Raw genomic sequence first — 13,889 nt, forward strand, 5'->3', positions numbered from 1 at the left:
CCCTGTGACCTGACGGTTGCGGGGACGCTTTCCTCGCCGGCTGCACTCGCTTCCACTCGCTGTACTGGACAGGCGTTTCAGGGTCTACACTAGCGCGTCTGTCAGGCGTGTCCGTGCTTCTTCAAACACCGCGTCAGCACGGTCTGTGTCGCGGGCCTCCGCGGTAATCCGAACGAGTGGCTGTGTGCCGCTGGCTCGCAAGAGGAACCACGCGTCGCCGAGGTCGACGCGGACGCCGTCGAGCGTCGTCACGTCGTCGTAGGCGTCGGTTACCGTCTCCCGAACGCGGTCCATCACAGTTTCCTTCTGCTCGGTTTCGATGCTGTCCCGTCGGATGGGGTAGTCCGGCACGTCGTCGGCGCGCTCGGCCAGCGAGCGCTCGCTGTCCAGGGCCGCAACGGTACAGGCCGCCAGCGGCCCGTCCGGACACAGCGTTCGCTCGGGCCAGATCCACGCACCGCTTGGCTCGCCACCGAAGGCCACGCCCTCGGCGCTCGCGGCCTCGGCGACGTACACGTCCCCGACCGGGGTGTACTCGACAGAGACATCAATATCACTGAGGTGGTCTTCGACGACGAGGCTCGTGTCGACCGGGACGGCGACCCGCTCGCCCGGTGCCGCCGCGGCGCGGGCGAACACGGCCAGCAACACGTCGCCGGAGAGAAAGGTCCCGTCGGCCGCGACCGCCCGCATTCGGTCGGCGTCGCCGTCGTGTGCGATACCGAGGTCGGCGTCGGACTCGGCCACCAGCGTCGTCAGCGACTCGCAGTTCTCGGCTTTCGGCTCCGAGGGCCGACCCGGGAACGCGCCGTCGGGCTGGCCGTTGAGCGTCTCGACGGAACAGCCCAGTTCCGAGAGCGCGTCGACGCTGACCCGCCCCGCACCGTTGCCGAGGTCGACGACGACGTGGCTGTCGAGGTCGCTTTCGCCAATCTCCGCGACCAGCGCGTCAACATGACGCTGACTGGCGTCCCATGACTCGCTGTCGCCGCTTTCGTCCCACGACGCTGGCTCGAATGCGCCCTCGTCCAGTCGCTGCTCGATAGTCGACCGGAGGTCCGCGTCGAAGGCTTGCCCGCTAGGTTGCCAGAGCTTGATGCCGTTGTCTTCCGGCGGGTTGTGGCTCGCCGTCACGGCGACGCCGGCATCGGCGTCCTGCCACGCAACCGCCCGGCCGATAGTGGGTGTCGCCGCATTGCCGAGGTCGACCACGTCGACGCCGCTCTCCCGGAGGCCGGCCGCCAGCGCCGCCTGCAGGTACTCGCCGCTCGCTCGCGGGTCCCGGCCCACGACGACCCGCTCGCAGTCGATGCCCAGCGCCCGCCCCACGGAGAGCGCCACCTCGGCTGTCACCGTCTCGCCGACGGGACCCCGAATCCCGCTCGTTCCGAACTGTATCATTACTGCTCTCTGCGTCGGGCCGGCCCTAAAATCCATCCGGCCTCGGACAGGGACTGCGGGCCGGCGGTCCCGGCGCTTGGTCTGTCACTGCGCTGGCGACCACTCGCAGGCCGTGCCGGTCGTCAGGCCCGCCTCGTCGATGTGAGCCGAGAGGCAGCCGTAGTTACAGAACTGCGCTGTCGGCTCTCCGTCGGGCGACTCGCTGACGAACACAGGGTCGTGGGTCTCGACCGGACAGCCACAGTACGTGCAGGCGGTCATACGGACGCTTGCGGCCGGGAGAACAAACGTTTTGTCCGCGTCTGTCGACCCACCGCACATGAAACAGGGCGGCTCCGACGCAGCGAAACAGGCAGCGGGGGAATCAGCGGCCGAAGCAGTCGAGGACGGCATGGTCGTCGGTCTCGGGACGGGATCGACGGCGGCCCACGCCATCCGCGCCATCGGGCGGGCAGTCGACGCCGGACTGGATGTGGTCGGCGTCCCCACGTCCTTCCAGTCCCGCCAGCTGGCCCGTGACTGTGGCATCCCGCTGGCCGACCTCGATGACGTGTCGGTCGACCTCGCCATCGACGGGGCCGACGAGGTGGCCGACGGCGACCTGATCAAGGGCGGCGGCGCGGCACACGCCCGAGAGAAGATCGTCGACGCGAATGCCGACCGCTTCCTCGTCGTCGCCGACCCGACGAAAGAAGCCGAGCGGCTCTCGGTGCCGGTACCTGTTGAAATACTGCCGATGGCCCGCTCGACGGTCGCCACGGCGGTCGAGGACGTGGGTGGCAACCCGGTGCTCCGCCGTGCAGAGCGCAAGGACGGCCCCGTCGTCACCGATAATGGGAACCTCGTCCTCGACTGTGACTTCGGTTCCATCGACGACCCCGCCACGCTCGCCAGTGACCTCGCCGCGCTCCCCGGTGTCGTCGAGCACGGGCTGTTCGTCGACACGGCTGACGAGATTCACCTCGGCACGGCAGACGGCGTCACCGTTCGAACGCTATCGAAGTAGCTGTCGCTGGTCGGCTTGCGTCAAAAAATACGCTGCTTGAAACGACCTTACAGGTCGCGCGGCTGGACCGTCTTCCGGTCGTTCTCGTCAGCTCGTCGGGCTGCGTCCTGGAGCAGCTCTTCGACTTCCTCGTCGAGTGCGTCGTAGAAGTCGGACGCTACGTTCATGTCGTTGAGCTCTTCCTTAACGGCGGCTTTGACGATTAGGTCTGCCATACAGACGAGGTATCGACGGGGGTTACTTATATACTTTCTCCAATTAGTTCGCTCTCGACCCTATTACCGGCAGTTTGAGGCGTTATACGACATATAACCCCTTATAAATCCGGAATTGTGTTGGCAGTAATCCATCAGAATACGCCTTCTGGGCTGTGCTAGACGGCTATTGTCCCGTTACTCCGGCCGAGCGTCGCTCACGCGCGCTCGCACAGGCCCGGCCCTGATTGGGACGAGACGACGACTGGGGACCGACGGATAGGAGTGGTCGTATCCCTGAGTGGGTCCCATGCGCGATATACTCGATTCGGTTGCGGCGGGCGACCTCTCTCCGGCAGAGGCCGAGGCGGCGCTTGCGGGCTATGCGACCAGTGGGGCCGGACGGTTCGACGCTGCCCGGGAAGACCGTGCCGGCGTTCCCGAAGCCGTCCTGGCAGACGGAAAGACACCGACGGAAGTGGCGGATCTGGCGGCGACAGCTATCGAAACGACGGGACGAGCTATCGTGACGCGACTCGATACGGCCGACGCGACCGCGGTCCGGGAGCGGTTGGACGAGACCGCCCCGGACGCGACGGTCCGATGGGATGACCGTTCGAACTGGCTGGTAGCGACAACGCCCGCGTTCGAACGTCCGTCACTGGATGCGTCAGTGGGTATCGTCACCGCCGGGACGTCCGACGCCGTTCCAGCCGGTGAAGCCGCGCTCATCGCCGAGGAGATGGGTGCGACGGTGACCCGTATCGACGACGTCGGCGTTGCGAGCCTCGCCCGGACGATAGACGCTGTCGATGGCTTCCGAGACCAGGACGTGCTCATCGTCGCAGCGGGTCGCGAAGGCGCGCTGCCGACGGTCGTCGCCGGCCTCGTGGACGTGCCGGTCATCGGCCTGCCCGTCTCGACCGGCTACGGCCACGGTGGCGAAGGTGAGGCAGCCCTTTCGGGACTGCTTCAGTCCTGTACCGCCCTCTCTGTCGTGAACATCGACGCCGGCTTCACTGCCGGAACGCAGGCCGGCCTAATCGCAAGACAGCTCGACGATGCGCGGTCGTAGACGCCCCCGCCACCCGCAAGCATACCCAAGTATTTGGGTAAAGAGCTATGGGAACAACGCGCGTACGCGTATACGTCGGCGGTGGTGTCGCCGACGAACACGATGCCTGAATGTGATCATTGCGGCGCGCACGTCTCAGACCAGTTCGCCCGAGTGTTCGCGGATGAACGCGGGCATATCAGGGCTTGTCCCAACTGCTCGGCAAACGCTGGCATTGCCGAGGTATCGAGAGAGCGCGCCCAACAAGTGTGAGGCCCACTGGGCCACCAGCATCGTGCGATGACTACCGCGCGGAGCCCTTACCACGTGTACGTCCTCCGGTGTGACGACAACACGTTTTACACCGGTTACACAACCGACGTAGAGCGTCGCGTCCGCGAACACGACGCCGGTGACGGCGCAAAGTACACGCGCGGCCGAACGCCAGTCGAACTAATCTACGTTGAGTCGTTTGACTCACAGTCCGACGCAATGAGCCGTGAATACGAGATCAAACAGTACACGAGAGCTGAGAAGGAACGGCTCGTCGAATCCAGCGACGCCGAAGCGGACTTCGATATCTGAGTCGCCGCTCACCTCCCGCTGTCGATACCGGGAACATGACCGCTTACCGATGAGGCGTGACTTTTTGTCTGGGGGCTGAGAACCGCGGGCTATGGACAACGATGCGGATGCCGACGCAGGTGCAATCGCCTTCGGGACGGACGGTTGGCGGGCGACGCTGGACGTGTTCACGAAGCCGCGGGTTCGGATGGTGGGGCAGGCCGTTGCCACGACGCTCGCCGAGCGCGGGGCGACCGGGACCGTCGCTATCGGGTACGATGCCCGTGAGACCTCGCCCGGGTTCGCCGACGAACTCGCGCACGTCCTGCGTGCGAACGGTTTCGACGTACTCTTGCCGGACCGGGACACGCCGACACCGATCCTCGCCTGGACGGTGAAAGACCGCGACCTCGCGGGGGCACTCCAGATCACGGCCAGCCACAACCCACCGGAGTACAACGGCGTGAAGTTCATCCCCGGCGACGGGTCGCCGGCTTTGCCCGACTGGACGGCCGCCTTCGAGGAAAACCTCGCCGTCCTCGACCCGCTCCCCGAAGACGAGTGGGGCGAACGGACTGAGGAAGACCTCATCGGCCCGTTCCACGACCACGCGTTGGAGTACGTCGACACCGACCTCGACGGCTTGCCTGTCGCCTACGACGCGCTGTACGGCAGCGGCCGCGGCGTCACCGACGCCTTGCTCGAAGCGGCTGGGGCCGACGTAACGCGGCTCAACTGCGAGCAGGACCCCGAGTTTGGCGGTGGCTCACCCGAACCGTCCGCGGAGAACGCCGAGGGCCTCGTTGCTGAGGTCAGCGACGGCGACGCCGCGCTGGGAATCATCAACGACGGCGACGCTGACCGAATCGGCGTCGTCACGCCCGATCGGGGCTATCTGGACCCCAACCTGTTTTTCGCCGCGATGTACGACTTCCTGCTTGAGGACGGGGCGGGCGACGTGGTCCGGACGGTGTCGACCTCCAGTATCGTCGACCGCGTCGCCGAGGCTCACGGACAGAACGTCCATGAAGTCGCCGTTGGATTCAAATGGGTCGCCGAGGCGATGGCCGAGCACGACGCGCTGTTCGGGGGCGAGGAGTCCGGCGGCTTCGGCCTGCCGGACCACCTGCGGAACAAGGACGGCGTGCTGGTGGCGCTGGTCGCCGCTGCCGCCGAGCGCGAGGAATCACTTGACGCTCGTGTCGACCGACTGCTGAACGAACACGGCAAAATCCATCAGGACCGAATCAGCGTGGACTGTCCGGACGACCGAAAGGAACCAGTCCTCGACGACCTCGAAGTCGCGCTCCCGGACACGCTTGCGGGGGTCGCCGTCGACGGTATCAACACTGTTGACGGGTTCAAAATCCGGCTCGAAGACGGGACGTGGGTGCTCGTTCGCCCTTCGGGCACGGAGCCAAAACTCCGTGTCTACGCTGAGGCCGGGAGCGACGCCCGGGTCGACGAACTGCTTGATGCCGGTCGGGATCTGGTTGAACCCCTCGTTTAAGCCCACAGCGCGCACCGTCGACACATGGACACCGACATCGCGTTCGCCTACACAGAGGGGATGCCCGACGACGTTGTCCGAGACCGCCTCGCTGCGAGCGAGCGCGGTGTGCTCGCGCTGGCTGACGGCGACGACGCCTACGCCTTCCCGGTGTTTCACCACTACGAGGACGGGTCGCTGTATTTCCGCTTGGGCGAGACGAGGGGAAGCGAGAAGTCGGCGTACCTCGACGCAACTGAAACGGCGACGTATGTCGTCACCGAGACAGAGGCGACACCGGACGCGGAGTCGTGGACCGGATGGAGCATTATCGCCCGGGGACCGATAACGGCTGTTCCCGACGATGATCCGGCCTACGCGGCCGTCGAGATAAATGAGCGCTACGCGCCCATTCGGGTGTTTGAGGAGGCGACCGACGAGATGGACGTGACGCTGTACGAACTATCAATCGAGGTACTGACTGGCCGGCAGAACTGATCCTGACGGGGGCTACTCGCGAATGCCGCGACACCGGTCGCCCCCGTTGCCGAGGGACTCCACGTCGAACCCCAGTGCCTCGTAGAACGGCCGTACGTCCGCGTCGAACTCGGCGGTGACCCGGTCACGCCGGTCGAGTGCGGCCTCGATGAGTGTCGTTCCGATGCCCTGTCCGCGCCGACGCCGCCGGACGGCGACGGCTTCGATGTGAGACCCGTCGAGCACGAGTGCGCCGAGAATACGCCCGTCTGCCGAGTCGTCGCCCGACACCGCGACGAGCGTGCCACCGTCTTCGATACCCGCCCGGACAGTCGCGACGGCTATTGACAGGACCGCGCCGTCGAGGACGTTCATCACCGCAGGCACTTCGTCGGCGTTTGCTGGACGGACGTGCATAGCTGTGCTGACTACTACCGCGCCTTACCCGCCTTTGATGAGACGCACGACCTGAACGCGGTTGGCCGTGACAGGCTGGTCAGTCGGCACGTGCTCGCCGTCGACGAGAACCGACACCTCGTGGGGGCTCAGGTCGACCGGTGCGAGCAGGTCGCCGTAGGTCGCGTCTGCGTCCACCTCCAGTTCGTGGGTATCCTCGCCGGCGATTTCGACGGTGATGTGCATACCCGGCCGTACACCACCGACGCACCTGAGACTGTCGACTCTCGCGGGGTTTAAGACCGGCCCACGCCTCCAATCGTCCATGAGTGAGGCCGAGTCCGAGTCGCGGGCGGGACGCGAGGAGGTCTGGATCGAGAAGTACCGCCCGCAGACGCTCGACGACGTGATGGGCCACGAGAACATCGTCGGGCGACTCAAAAGCTACGTCTCGCGCAACGACCTGAGCCACATGCTGTTTTCCGGGCCGGCGGGGACGGGGAAGACGACGTGTGCGACGGCTATCGCCCGCGAACTGTACGGCGACGACTGGCGCGAACACTTCCTCGAACTGAACGCTTCCGACGAACGCGGGATCGACGTGGTCCGGGACCGCATCAAGAACTTCGCCCGGACGAGCTTCGGCGGCGTCGAGTACCGCATCATCTTTCTCGACGAGGCCGACGCCCTGACAAGCGACGCTCAGTCGGCGCTGCGCCGGACGATGGAGCAGTTCTCGAACAACGTTCGCTTCATTCTCTCGTGTAACTACTCCAGCCAGATCATCGACCCGATCCAATCGCGCTGTGCGGTCTTCCGGTTCTCGCCGCTGGCCGATGACGCCGTGGCCGAGGAAATCCGAAATATCGCCGCACAAGAGGACATCGAACTGACCGAGGACGGACTCGATGCACTAGTCTACGCCGCCGACGGCGACATGCGAAAAGCCATCAACGGCCTGCAAGCCGCGTCGGTCAGCGGTGACACGGTCGACGAGTCGGCGGTGTACGCCATCACCTCGACGGCTCGCCCGGAGGAAATAAGGACGATGGTGCAGTCCGCACTTGACGGCGATTTCACCGCATCCCGGGCGACCCTCGATAGACTGCTGACCGAGGAGGGTATCGCGGGCGGCGACGTCATCGACCAACTGCACCGCTCTATCTGGGAGTTCGATATTGACGACGAAGCCGCCGTCCGGGTACTCGAACGCATCGGCGAAACCGATTATCGAATCACCCGCGGCGCGAACGAGCGCGTCCAACTCGAAGCGATGCTGGCCTCGCTCGCACAGGGCGAATAGGGTGCTACTCCCCTCTGAACCCAATTTTTCACACCTGATAACTGGCAGGTGAGCTTTATGAAGAAAGGAGTATAAGGATATCAACAACTGAAATGCAACGTTTACGACCAGCTACAGACGGGACGGGTGAGGACCGCGGACAGGTCGGGATCGGGACGCTTATCGTGTTTATCGCGATGGTGCTGGTCGCGGCAATCGCGGCCGGCGTGCTCATCAACACGGCGGGGTTCCTGCAGAGTTCCGCGCAGGCAACGGGCCAGCAGTCTAGCGATTCGACGACCAACCGCATCCAGGTCGTCGGGATGACCGGTGACCACTTCACCGACAACAGCGAGGTCGGCGTGGTTGATATCGTCGTCAGGCGGGCACCAGGGGCAAGCAACGTCGACCTTGACAAGACAACAATCCAGTGGATCGGTCCGAGCGGCTCGTACTACCAGCTCGCGGCTGGCGGCGCAGATGGCAACCCCGATGGTCGGTTCGTCGTCTCGACCGTACAGGATAACGACGGCTCACAGCCAGTGCTGAACGACGTCGAAGACCGGTTCAGAATAACGCTTGACCTGGGTGACGATAGTTCCGTCGGTGCTGTACCATTCGGTGAGGAATTACCCGAAGGCGAGACCGCGACACTGCGTATTACCTCGCCTGCAGGTGGGATGACGACCGAGGAAGTCGTCGTGCCGAAGACGCTCTCCGGGGAATCCTCGGTCACGCTCTGACGGCTGTGGATATCGCCGGTCCCTTCGGAACAGTTTTAGGCGAACGTGGGCCAACTGAACACCAATGAGCGACCTCGACGAGGCCTACCAACTCGACTACTTCGAAGAGGAAGGCTTCCACAGACAGGAGTGTGCCTCCTGTGGCGATATGTTCTGGTCCCGCGTCGAGCGCGAGACCTGCGGCGAACCGCCGTGTGCGGAGTACGACTTTATCGACAACCCCGGGTTCGACGAGTCCCACTCGCTGACAGAGATGCGCGAGGCGTTCCTTTCCTTTTTCGAGGAACGCGACCACGAGCGCATCGAGCCATACCCCGTCGCCGCTAACCGCTGGCGCGACGATGTGCTCCTGACACAGGCGTCGATATACGACTTCCAGCCGCTCGTGACCTCGGGAACGACGCCGCCGCCGGCGAACCCGCTGTGTATCAGCCAGCCCTGCATCCGGATGCAGGACATCGACAACGTCGGGAAGACGGGCCGGCATACGATGGCCTTCGAGATGATGGCCCATCACGCGTTCAACGCGCGCGAGGACATCGAGGACCCCGAGCAGTACGCCTACGAGGGTGAGGTGTACTGGAAGGACGAGACGGTCCGGTACTGCGACGAACTGTTCGAGGAGATGGGGGCGAATCTGGACGAGATCGTCTACATCGAAGACCCATGGGTCGGTGGCGGCAACGCCGGCCCGGCCATCGAGGTCATCTACCGCGGGGCCGAACTCGCCACGCTCGTCTTCATGTCCATGGAGCAGGACCCCGACGGCGAGTACGAGATGAAAGACGGCAACCGGTACTCGCCGATGGACACATACATCGTCGACACCGGCTACGGACTCGAACGCTGGACCTGGATGAGCCAGGGAACACCGACGGTGTACGAGGCCGTCTACCCCGACATGATCGCCTTCCTCAAGGACAACGCCGGCATCGAACTCACCGACGAGGAGGAGCGAATCGTCCACGAGGCCGCGAAGCTCGCGGGCCGGATGGATATCGACGAGGCCGAAGATATCGAAGCTGAGCGGGATACCATCGCCGCCGAGGTCGGCGTCGAGGTCGCAGAGATGCGGGAACTGATGGCGCCGCTCGAAGACATCTACGCAATTGCCGACCACTGCCGCACCCTCGCGTACATGCTCGGCGACGGCATCGTCCCCTCGAACGTCGGGACAGGCTATCTGGCGCGGATGGTGCTGCGCCGGACGAAGCGGCTGGTCGACGGTGTCGGCGTCGACGCGCCGCTCGACGAACTCGTCGATATGCAGGCCGAGCGCCTCGACTACGAGAACCGCGACACCATCCGCGACATCGTCCGCACCGAGGTCGAGAAGTACCGCGAGACGCTGGACCGCGGCGGCCGGCGCGTCCGCCAGCTTGCCGACGAGTACGCCGAGAAGGGCGAACCGATTCCGACCGCCGAACTGGTCGAACTGTACGACTCCCATGGCATCCAGCCGGACATGGTCGAAGAAATCGCCGCCGAAAAGGGCGTCTCGGTCGACGTGCCCGACGACTTCTACGCGGTCGTCGCCCAGCGCCACGGCGGCGACGACACCGCAACCGAGGAGTCACAGATGCCGTACGAGGACCGGCTTGCGGAACTACCGGAGACCGACCGGCTCTACTACGAGGACCAGCAGCGGACCGAGTTCGAAGCGGTCGTTCTGGAGGTGTTCGACCGCGACGACGGCGACTTCGACGTGGTGCTGGACCAGACGATGTTCTACCCGGAAGGCGGCGGTCAGCCGCCGGACCAGGGGACGCTGTCGACCGACGACGTCTCCGCCGAGGTAACCGACGTCCAGCAGTACGGCGACGTCATCGTCCACACCTGCGACGACGACCCCGGCAAGGGCGAGTTCGTCCGCGGACAGGTCGACGCCACCCGTCGCCAGCGCCTGATGCAACACCACACGGCGACCCACATCGTCATCCACAGCGCCCGGCAGGTGCTCGGCGAGCACGTCAGACAGGCCGGGGCCCAGAAGGGCACCGATTCCGCCCGCATCGACATCAGCCACTACGAGTCAGTGAGCCGCGAGGAGGTCAAAGAGATCGAACGCCTCGCGAACGACATCGTGCAGGACAACATCGCCGTCACACAGGAGTGGCCCGACCGCAACGAGGCCGAGGAACGGTACGGCTTCGACCTCTATCAGGGCGGCATCCCGGCCGGCGAGCAAATCCGGCTCATCACTGTCGGCGACGACGTGCAGGCCTGCGGTGGCACCCACGTCGCCCGCACCGGCGACATTGGGGCCGTCAAACTGCTGAACACCGAGCGGATTCAGGACGGCGTTATCCGGCTGACCTTCGCGGCGGGCAACGCGGCCATCGAGGCGACCCAGCGCACCGAGGACGCGCTCACCGAGGCCGCGGATATCCTGGATGTTGCGCCCGACGCCGTCCCGGAGACCGCCGAGCGGTTCTTCGACGAGTGGAAGGCCCGCGGTAAGGAGATCGAACAGCTCAAAGAGCAACTCGCAGAGGCCCGGGCAAGCGGCGGCGGCGACAGCGAGAAGGTCGACGTTGGTGAGGCCACTGCTGTCCTCCAGCGCATCGACGCCGATATGGACGAACTCCGAGCGCAGGCCAACGCTATCGTCGAACAGGGCAACATCGCGGTGCTTGGCTCGGGACTCGACGGCGCGCAGTTCGTCGTCTCCGTCCCCGACGGCGTTGATGTCGACGCTGGTGAGGTCGTCGGCGAACTCGCCGGTCACGTCGGCGGCGGCGGCGGCGGCCCGCCGGACTTCGCACAGGGCGGCGGCCCCGACGCGGACGCCTTAGACGACGCGCTGGACGACGCGCCGGAGATACTGCGAACTGTCGCGAACGTCTGACCGGTCCCCGTTCTTTCCCGCCGGTGGTTCCGCGCTACAACCCGTCGCTTCGGACAGTTGTTCGATTCGGACTCGATATTCTGCCCGAACGAACCAAATACGAGCAATAGATACAATTACATTTAGTTGTATTAGGCGTATATGGATGAGTTTCCAAAAGTATTTTTACTAACTGCCCATCTATAGCAAATATGAGCGGAGAACGTGACATCGCACACATTCAATCCCACACGGAGTACGTCCGGTCACAACGGACGTGCCGGCGATGTGGGACCGGTGTCCCCGCTGCTAGTGACCGTACTACTGATGAACTGTGTGAAAACTGCAGTGTTACCCGTGCTACCTGACTCATGAGTGCTACCACGTCGCCCCCGACGGACACCGACCTGAATGAAACGCCGGAGTTCGAACTGGACTGCCTGTACGACGACCCCGAGGACCCATCGGAGCTGACGATTTTCCCCTCAGACAGCCACCAATCCGTGACCGAGTGGGTCACTGCGGACCGCTCGGCGGCAGTCTCGCTCGAGGAACTGCGCTGAGTGACGCGTCCTGTCCCGCCCTAGTCGCCCTGACACAGTCTTCTGGCGTCCTGCATCGCCTCGTTAGTCTCGCAGACGAGCGTCAGGTGGTCGCCGCTCGCGAGGCGGAAGTCGCTGTCGGGGACTCTGTCGGTTCCGTCACGGCTTACCATCGCGACCAGACAGCCGTCCGGGAGCGTCTCGGCGACCTCTTCTATCGGCCGGTCGGTCAGTGAGTCGTTCCTGAGTTCGACCTCCAGTACGTCCCCGGTACGACCGGAGTCCGACAGCCAGTGAGCGAGAGACGGCCGCTCGACCGCGTCGTCGATGGCGTCGGCGACGGCGAAGCTCGCCGAGATAGTCTCGACATTGAGGTCCGCGAAGGCCTCGACGTTGTCCGGCTGGTTCGCTCTGGCGACCACGGTATCGACGCCGAACCGGGTCATCGCCAGCTGTGCGACGAGCAGGTTTACGTCATCGTCCGCGGTCGCGGCGACGACGACTGATGCCCGGCCCGCCCCTGCTTCTTCGAGGACGCTCGCGTTTGTCGCGTCCCCGTGGACGACGCGGTGGCCCTCGGCGCGGGTCCGCTCGACCGTATCTTCGTCGCTGTCGATGAGAACGACTTCCTCGCCACGCGATTCGTAGCGTACTGCCAGTTCCCGGCCGACACGGCCGCCACCGACGATGAGTGTTTGCATGGGCAGGATATCGAGTGCTTGTGCGAAGTGACGCGCCAGCCCGCCTTGAAACATGACGGTCGCGAAGATGACGAGAAAGACAGTGCCGACGAGGACCGCCGCAGCGTCCGGATTTTCGGGTCGCAGTTCGATGGCGAACAGCGTGGCGACGCTGGCCGGGACGATACCTCGCGGCCCCATTGCGCCGACGAACATCCGCTCGCGAACCGTCAGCCGCCCGCCCAGCGTCGAGAGGAACACGCCAAGCGGGCGGACGAGCGCGACGACGGCGATGACGACGACGAGGCCGCCAAACCCGAGCGCACGCAGGTCACCGAGCGATAGCTGGGCGGCCAGCACGATGAATACGAACGAGAGGACAAACAGCGTAATCCCGCCTTTGAAGTCGGCAATCTCCTCTTCGTGGGGAATGTCAGCGTTCCCGAGCACGATTCCGGCGACGGCGGCGGCTGCAATACCGGCCTCAGAGAGCCACATGCTCCCCAGCGCGTACGCCAGCAGCGCCGCGGTCAGAACCACGACCCGGGCGTTTTGCAGGGCATTATCCGCCGAAAGGTGCCACCGCTGGAGCAGGAGTGTGATGCCACCGCCGACGGCGATACCGACGATGTGGCCGACGGCCAGCCGGGCGACGAACGCCTCGACGACGACCAGCGGTGAGGACTGGCTTGCGATGACGAACTCGAACGTCGCCACGGCGAGGATAGCGGCGGTCACGTCGTTGATGATACCCTCTGTTTCCAGTGCGGCGGCGACCCGATCTCTGACCGGGACCACTTGCATAATCGGTGTGATGACCGTCGGTCCGGTGGCGATCAGCAGGCTCCCGACGAGGACGGCCACCGGCCACGTCGTCCCGAACACGACCTTGACGGCGACGGCAGTCCCGACGAGCGAGACGAATGCGCCGACTGTCACCAGTCCCAGTGCCTCTCTGGACGCTTCACGGACCCGCTCGACGGTGAGGTGGAACGCTCCCTCGAAGACGATGATACCGACGCTGAGGCCGACGATAGCCTGTAGGCCCGCCTGTCCGAATATCGCGGGGTCGACAAGGTCGAGCGCCTGCGGGCCGACGAGGACGCCGGCGATCAGCAGGAACGCGACGCTCGGAATCTGGAGCCAGTCGGCGACCAGTTGCGCGGCGACACCCAGGCTCACAACCAGCACGACAGCGCCGATAAGTGATGCTGCTCCGGACACGGGACGGGCG

Annotated in this window: 16 protein-coding genes; 10 read left to right on the forward strand and 6 right to left on the reverse strand. The window is 64.9% G+C overall.

Annotation, left to right across the window (positions count from 1 at the left end; translation table 11 throughout):
- Positions 1 to 84: 84 nt before the first annotated feature.
- Positions 85 to 1,401, reverse strand: a complete 1,317-nt coding sequence (glmM, locus tag C437_RS14375; protein WP_004517705.1) for a phosphoglucosamine mutase — start codon at positions 1,399 to 1,401, stop codon at positions 85 to 87.
- An 84-nt stretch (positions 1,402 to 1,485) separates the two neighbouring features.
- Complete coding sequence (locus C437_RS14380) at positions 1,486 to 1,662, reverse strand: hypothetical protein (protein ID WP_241431692.1); 177 nt, start codon at positions 1,660 to 1,662, stop codon at positions 1,486 to 1,488.
- Positions 1,663 to 1,720: 58 nt separating this feature from the next.
- Between C437_RS14380 and rpiA the strand changes: the two genes are divergently transcribed.
- The gene (gene rpiA / locus C437_RS14385) at positions 1,721 to 2,407 is read left to right on the forward strand and encodes a ribose-5-phosphate isomerase RpiA (RefSeq protein WP_004517707.1); all 687 of its coding nucleotides are present in this window, start codon (positions 1,721 to 1,723) and stop codon (positions 2,405 to 2,407) included.
- 47 nt (positions 2,408 to 2,454) lie between these two features.
- Here the strand turns inward: rpiA and C437_RS14390 are convergent, their stop codons facing one another.
- Positions 2,455 to 2,622 (reverse strand): hypothetical protein, encoded by a 168-nt coding sequence (locus C437_RS14390; protein ID WP_004517708.1) that lies wholly within the window; start codon positions 2,620 to 2,622, stop codon positions 2,455 to 2,457.
- A 289-nt stretch (positions 2,623 to 2,911) separates the two neighbouring features.
- Between C437_RS14390 and larB the strand changes: the two genes are divergently transcribed.
- The 5 genes from larB to C437_RS14410 all read left to right on the forward strand — a co-directional run bounded on the left by larB (position 2,912) and on the right by C437_RS14410 (position 6,206).
- Positions 2,912 to 3,676, forward strand: a complete 765-nt coding sequence (gene larB / locus C437_RS14395; RefSeq protein ID WP_004517709.1) for a nickel pincer cofactor biosynthesis protein LarB — start codon at positions 2,912 to 2,914, stop codon at positions 3,674 to 3,676.
- Positions 3,677 to 3,778: 102 nt separating this feature from the next.
- Positions 3,779 to 3,928, forward strand: a complete 150-nt coding sequence (locus C437_RS21310; RefSeq protein ID WP_420182198.1) for a DUF7563 family protein — start codon at positions 3,779 to 3,781, stop codon at positions 3,926 to 3,928.
- A 27-nt stretch (positions 3,929 to 3,955) separates the two neighbouring features.
- Positions 3,956 to 4,240, forward strand: coding sequence for a GIY-YIG nuclease family protein (locus tag C437_RS14400; RefSeq protein ID WP_049919819.1), 285 nt, complete (start codon positions 3,956 to 3,958; stop codon positions 4,238 to 4,240).
- A 91-nt stretch (positions 4,241 to 4,331) separates the two neighbouring features.
- Positions 4,332 to 5,729, forward strand: coding sequence for a phosphohexomutase domain-containing protein (locus C437_RS14405; RefSeq protein WP_004517711.1), 1,398 nt, complete (start codon positions 4,332 to 4,334; stop codon positions 5,727 to 5,729).
- Between the two features lie 24 nt (positions 5,730 to 5,753).
- Positions 5,754 to 6,206, forward strand: a complete 453-nt coding sequence (locus tag C437_RS14410) for a pyridoxamine 5'-phosphate oxidase family protein (protein ID WP_004517712.1) — start codon at positions 5,754 to 5,756, stop codon at positions 6,204 to 6,206.
- 12 nt (positions 6,207 to 6,218) lie between these two features.
- Here the strand turns inward: C437_RS14410 and C437_RS14415 are convergent, their stop codons facing one another.
- Together C437_RS14415 and samp2 are read right to left on the reverse strand one after the other, a co-directional pair.
- Positions 6,219 to 6,602: a GNAT family N-acetyltransferase gene (locus tag C437_RS14415; RefSeq protein WP_004517713.1), complete on the reverse strand. Its 384-nt coding sequence runs from the start codon at positions 6,600 to 6,602 to the stop codon at positions 6,219 to 6,221.
- 24 nt (positions 6,603 to 6,626) lie between these two features.
- Positions 6,627 to 6,827 carry a ubiquitin-like small modifier protein SAMP2 gene (samp2, locus tag C437_RS14420; RefSeq protein ID WP_004517714.1) on the reverse strand — a complete coding sequence of 67 codons (201 nt, stop codon included), beginning with the start codon at positions 6,825 to 6,827 and terminating at the stop codon, positions 6,627 to 6,629.
- A 79-nt stretch (positions 6,828 to 6,906) separates the two neighbouring features.
- Between samp2 and C437_RS14425 the strand changes: the two genes are divergently transcribed.
- From C437_RS14425 to C437_RS14440, 4 genes are all read left to right on the forward strand, one after another.
- On the forward strand, positions 6,907 to 7,884 hold the full coding sequence (locus C437_RS14425; protein WP_004517715.1) for a replication factor C small subunit: 978 nt from the start codon (positions 6,907 to 6,909) through the stop codon (positions 7,882 to 7,884).
- A 92-nt stretch (positions 7,885 to 7,976) separates the two neighbouring features.
- Positions 7,977 to 8,606: an archaellin/type IV pilin N-terminal domain-containing protein gene (locus tag C437_RS14430; protein ID WP_004517716.1), complete on the forward strand. Its 630-nt coding sequence runs from the start codon at positions 7,977 to 7,979 to the stop codon at positions 8,604 to 8,606.
- Positions 8,607 to 8,670: 64 nt separating this feature from the next.
- A complete protein-coding gene (alaS, locus tag C437_RS14435) occupies positions 8,671 to 11,454 on the forward strand; it encodes an alanine--tRNA ligase (RefSeq protein WP_004517717.1) in 2,784 nt (927 codons plus the stop codon).
- A 350-nt stretch (positions 11,455 to 11,804) separates the two neighbouring features.
- Positions 11,805 to 11,996, forward strand: a complete 192-nt coding sequence (locus tag C437_RS14440) for a DUF7511 domain-containing protein (RefSeq protein ID WP_004517718.1) — start codon at positions 11,805 to 11,807, stop codon at positions 11,994 to 11,996.
- A 20-nt stretch (positions 11,997 to 12,016) separates the two neighbouring features.
- On the opposite strand, the gene C437_RS14445 is transcribed toward C437_RS14440, so the two are convergent.
- On the reverse strand, positions 12,017 to 13,879 hold the full coding sequence (locus tag C437_RS14445; RefSeq protein WP_004517719.1) for a cation:proton antiporter domain-containing protein: 1,863 nt from the start codon (positions 13,877 to 13,879) through the stop codon (positions 12,017 to 12,019).
- Positions 13,880 to 13,889 lie beyond the last annotated feature (10 nt).

The organism is Haloarcula vallismortis ATCC 29715 (assembly GCF_000337775.1).
Classification (GTDB): Archaea; Halobacteriota; Halobacteria; order Halobacteriales; family Haloarculaceae; genus Haloarcula; species Haloarcula vallismortis.